The sequence below is a fragment of the Lysinibacillus sp. NPDC047702 genome (assembly GCF_050272555.1).
Lineage (GTDB): Bacteria > Bacillota > Bacilli > Bacillales_A > Planococcaceae > Lysinibacillus.
On sequence record NZ_JBNNMG010000121.1, the window covers coordinates 1 to 5,101 of the forward strand.

The 5,101-nt window shown below is 33.5% G+C and carries 4 protein-coding genes; 2 read left to right on the forward strand and 2 right to left on the reverse strand.

Translation table 11 applies throughout. From position 1 onward, the window contains the following. The first annotated feature begins 350 nt into the window (after positions 1-350). Entirely contained in the window at positions 351-1,556 is a 1,206-nt protein-coding gene (locus ACQKIM_RS27655) for an EAL-associated domain-containing protein (RefSeq protein ID WP_427550125.1), read from the forward strand. Between the two features lie 216 nt (positions 1,557-1,772). Here the strand turns inward: ACQKIM_RS27655 and ACQKIM_RS27660 are convergent, their stop codons facing one another. Together ACQKIM_RS27660 and ACQKIM_RS27665 are read right to left on the reverse strand one after the other, a co-directional pair. Then, entirely contained in the window at positions 1,773-2,432 is a 660-nt protein-coding gene (locus tag ACQKIM_RS27660) for a peroxiredoxin-like family protein (RefSeq protein WP_427550126.1), read from the reverse strand. A 135-nt stretch (positions 2,433-2,567) separates the two neighbouring features. Then, positions 2,568-3,251 (reverse strand): Crp/Fnr family transcriptional regulator, encoded by a 684-nt coding sequence (locus ACQKIM_RS27665; protein ID WP_427550127.1) that lies wholly within the window; start codon positions 3,249-3,251, stop codon positions 2,568-2,570. Positions 3,252-4,119: 868 nt separating this feature from the next. On the opposite strand from ACQKIM_RS27665, the gene ACQKIM_RS27670 reads away from it, so the two are divergent. Next, positions 4,120-4,512, forward strand: coding sequence for a RidA family protein (locus ACQKIM_RS27670; RefSeq protein ID WP_427550128.1), 393 nt, complete (start codon positions 4,120-4,122; stop codon positions 4,510-4,512). The last annotated feature ends 589 nt before the right edge of the window (positions 4,513-5,101 follow it).

The following is a 5,101-nucleotide window of genomic DNA, read 5'->3' on the forward strand; positions in this document are numbered from 1 at the left end:
CGGAACGGAGATCAACCCCTCGTTTTGAAAAAGAGCTATACTTTTTAATTTGTCACCTTGATTTCATTGACATAATAGTATTTCAACAACATGAATGAAAAAAATGTATTTTTTCATTGTTATTTTGTCAAAAGATGTTTTTAGTGTATGTGTGTTTGGGTTATGAGTAATTGCTAGGTACTTTAAATAGTTTTCAGTAATTAATTTTGAACAATTTATGGCAAGTGAAGTTGCGAATTTACTTTAAACAAATTATGATACAGTCAGAGAGCTTTTTCAAAATAAGCTTTGAATGTAATGCTATTCTTGAATAACAGTTTGTAGGTTATTCATGTATGGAGGTTTCGACAATGGATGCAATTGAAGTGTTAACAAATTTAGATCAAATACATGGGTATTTTCAACCGATATTTAGTGCAGATGCGCATACGGTGATTGCCTACGAAATTTCCGGACAGTTACAAATTGAGGGTCAACAAATTAATCTAAAGGATTTTGTGAATAATGAAGATATTCCAGAAGAGTATCGCATTGACATGGAACATAAAATTTTACATGCTTCTTTAGTTAAAGTGGACGAAATCGCACCAGATCTTGATATCTATATACCAAGTAACCCCAATGTTTTAATGCAAGATTTTGGAGAGAGCCATTTTAATATTATTCAGCAATATATTAGAGAAGAAGATTTCCACCGGATTGTACTGGTAGTTTCTGAGCATCGTTTTTTAGGCGATATTCATAAATTGCACCATGCATTGCGTTACTTTACAACATATGGTGTGAAAATTGCAGTTCAGGAAGTTGGTGCGGAGAGTCACCTAGAGCACATTGCCCTATTATCCCCTCAAATTCTGAAGGTCAATACACGAGATTTAAACTTTGATTCTTGGTCAGCTCAGTCCGATATGATATCAGCAATAGGAGGGCTTGCCTACAAAATTGGAGCAAACCTCTTATTTGAAGGAATTGAAACTGTCTATCAGTTACAATTTGCCTGGAAAAATGGGGGAAGGTATTATCAAGGACCTTACTTAGCAAACCCTGCAATGGCATTTGTTGAGAAGGATATATTAAAGGAGCGCTTCAAGGAGGAATGTCAGCAATTTATTACCTCTGAAAAGAAAATGCTAGAGACACAGTATTTCGAGCTGAAAAAGCTGAGAGAAGAGCTAGAGGCGATTATCAATCGAGTAAAACCCTCTAGTGACAGCATCTCCCATTTAGAGCATTTAGCGCAGCTGTTGGATCATTATTCGTTTCGACTATATATTTGTAATGAGGATGGCTTCCAACTATCGCCGAACGTCATGCGTATTGATGGGAAGTGGGAATTACAGCCAAAAGCAATCAATAAAAACTGGAGCTGGCGTCCTTACTTCCTACAAACCATTATCAAGATGCGCAATGATCAAAGCGGAGAAATATCTGAGCTATATCGAGATATTGAAACAGGGGAAATTACAAGGACGTTTTCAATAGCCATTAACGAACACGAGTACTTGTTTGTCGATCTTTCGTATGATTACCTTTATGAGCATAGTATATTTAGGTAGTCTTACAAACACTTATATATCAACGTTTTAGGGGTACAAATTACGCTTGTACCCTAATTTTGAGTGAAAAAAGAAGTAAGCCCGAAATTTAAAAAAGCGCACCTTTTCTACTTTTTCAGTAGAAAAGAGGGGGGCTTTTATCCAATAAAAGAATCATCATCTCCACACATCTCTTCCTTCACTTGTATGATAATCAAATGATTTTTGATGCCCCATTTAAAGTGACTGGAGAATATGCAACACCTTACTAGGCTCCAGACGTTTTTTATAGTCTACCTCAACGCTAGCTAATCGGATGATTCCTGCTTTATCAATTACATAAGTAGCTGGTACAGGAAGTTCCCAAGAATGATCACCATTAAATGTTTCGAGTGAAATATCGAGTGATCTGTAGATATGATATAAATACTCAGGCAATTTAAATTTCAGATTATATTTTTCTGCTGTTTGATTTTGCAAATCACTTAAAACATGGAAATTTAATTCGTTCTTATCTTGTACAGATGAAGAATGATTTGGAGTTTGCGGGCTAACTGCAATCAATTGGCCCCCAGTTGCCTTAATGTCATCATTCATTCGCTGGTATGCTTTCAACTCAAGATTACAGAACGGACACCATATACCGCGGTAAAAAATAAGAACAACAGGTCCTTTCACAATTTCTTCAGACAAAGTTATCTTTTGACCTGTAGAATTCACTAAAGTGAAGTCAGGCGCCTTGGCTCCAGCTATTAAACCCCTACCGGAATCAGATGTTCGGAGATCTTGAATCGATTTTTCGAATGCATCTAGCACTTCCTTTGGGAGAATCTTTTCCATATGTGTAGCTGCTATATCTAAATCACTTTGCAATTTTTGAAATGGTGTGTTTTCCATTATGTCATCTCCGTATCGTATTATATTTTGTATACAGTTATACGATACATCCTTTTTTTGAAGAAAGATGTAATGTTGTTTACAAATTATTTTGAAAAAACCATCCTATTTGATACGATCCAGCTTTTTTTCAGCCTAAGTTATGTTTCTTTCCAAAAGCTTTTTTCGATGAATATAGATTGTTTTAAATCCTGTTTTAATGACTTCTTCTTCAACAAGTTCTTGTAAGACTACAGTTACAGCTTCTCTAGTAGCACCAACTAAATTGGCGATTTCTTGATGTGAAAGAGGAAAATCAATTTTGTAATACTCATTATTACCCGTAAGTCCAAACTGATCAGACAACTTCGTAAGCGTATATAATACTTTGTCATGTAGTTTCCCAAGGGCTAGATTTTGTGTTAATTGACTCATATTGATAATTCGATTACTAAGTACTTTTAATAATGCCATCATAAATCGAGGTCGCTGAATTAAAAAATTTTCAAATCTTTCCTTATTCATCAAACAAATGTGGCTTTCCTCTATAGTTTCAATATAATTGTCTCGTGTACCAAATGAAATGATATCCATTTCCCCAAATACATTACCTTCGTTGAGTATATCCGAAGTAAATTGCTTACCTTGAGCATTTACCTTGTACAGGCGCAACCTCCCCTTTTTAACAAAATAAAGCCCCTCAGAAAAAGTTTCCGGTGTTTGAATAAAAGTGTTTTTCGGAAAAGTCGTTATTAAAGTTAATTGTTCCATTTCTATTAAATCTTCCATCGAGAGCGAATTAAGCAGATTAAATTGTGATAAGTATTGAATGTTGTCCATTTTTCCTCCTTATAATTACATAGACCTCACAAGACTATAACACCATGTAAACACATTGAAATCAATTGAAAACCGGTGACAGTCACTTAAACAAACATATTAGTAAACGTGATTGTTTGAACTTTCATAAACGATCTAGTGGGAGATTCCAGATTACTATTAATATCAGGGCTTTAACCAAAATAGTAGTTACTGTTTTAGCTTTTAAGTGGAAAAATTCATCATATAAGTCAATGACAATTAGACTCTATAGAAACTTAAGGTCCTGTTAATGTTCCTTTTTCCCAATAAGCTTCTCCATACTAACAAATAGATTAATATAATGTTACACAAATTATAATAACTTACGTAACTTATTCTTATTTAATATTACATATATGGAATGTTACTTCCTAAGTATCTTGTCAAAATAAGAGAATAGAAACAAGAACAATTTTATGATCAAAAACGGGATTTAACAGAGTGGGAACTAGATGAGATAGAACGAACGTTTTAAAATGCGAAAGCTTGTTACACTCACTCTTTGGAACAACAATAAATTACACGATGAAACTGGACAGACTACTGGAACAGATACGATTAAAAAGGAATTGCTACTCGACACTATTGCAGCAATTACGTGTATATGTAGATATTGATTAGATCGTTACAGTAAGATTGGATAGTTTTCAAAATTTGATTGTCTAGGCTAGAAATGGTAAAGTAAAAATAACTTTAGGTAGAGGAGGAGAATTCTCATGAAAAAAAGATCTATTCGTTTTTTAAGTATGGGTATAGGGTTCTCCACTGCTGTTTTTTTCTAAAATTGATGTTTAAGGGAGAAGTCTGCCCTTTTTAGAAAAATAGTAACCTAAAGGAGAATATATCAATGAAATCAATATTAGTTCGAAAAAATCCAATACAGGTGCCAAAGCCTGTTGGAAAATATAGTCATGTAACAATCATTCCTAAAGATGCAACAATGTATGCATTTTCTGGACAAATTGGTGTAGGACACGATGATCAATTGCCGAATACTATACTTGAACAAATCACAAATACATTAAAAAATATTGAAACTATTTTAGCAACAGAGGGAATGGATGCCAGGCATGTTGTGAAGGCTAACATTTGGGCGACAGAGGCAATAGATTGGGATTATTTCGATCACAAATGGGATACTATGTTTGGTAAATCTTATCCCTCAATGACCATTGCCTACGTGTCGGCACTAGGTTTACCAGATATTAAAATAGAGATCGATATATGGGCTGCTAAATAAAGTGAAAAAATCGATATTATTCAAAAGTATTATGTGCAGTTTTATATAAATAAAGTGACGAGGACATAACAGGTTAAAATCTTAAAAAGCGCGAGAAATCAACGTTTCTATAATTGATTTCTCGCGCTTTTCTGATTTGAAATATTGAATATTGAAACTTGCTTTGAAAATATACTTATGTCTCAGCCTCTGAATTTTATTTAATAATTTAAGTGTTGATTACTAAAGCTGAAGAAACCCACACCTGTCGGGATTTATTCATTTTAGTGGGGTACAAAACAACAAAATATCCTATGAACTTCGTTTTCCTTTAATACCTCCAATGAGAGTCATAGGATATTTTATTTTTTCGAAAAAAGCTATATTGTCAATGTTAATAAAAATAATTAAACCTTAATAACGTAACTGCCATTTATAAGCATAGTATTTTTAGATAAGTCTAAAATGCTTAAATTTATGTTACCTTTTTAATTCAAGAGTTGTACATTTTTTTAAAATGGCGAATTGTAAAATCAGATTAGACACTGTATAAAAAAATGCATCAAATCGGAAAAATCGTGTATTATTGGAGTTCCTACACAACCAATAT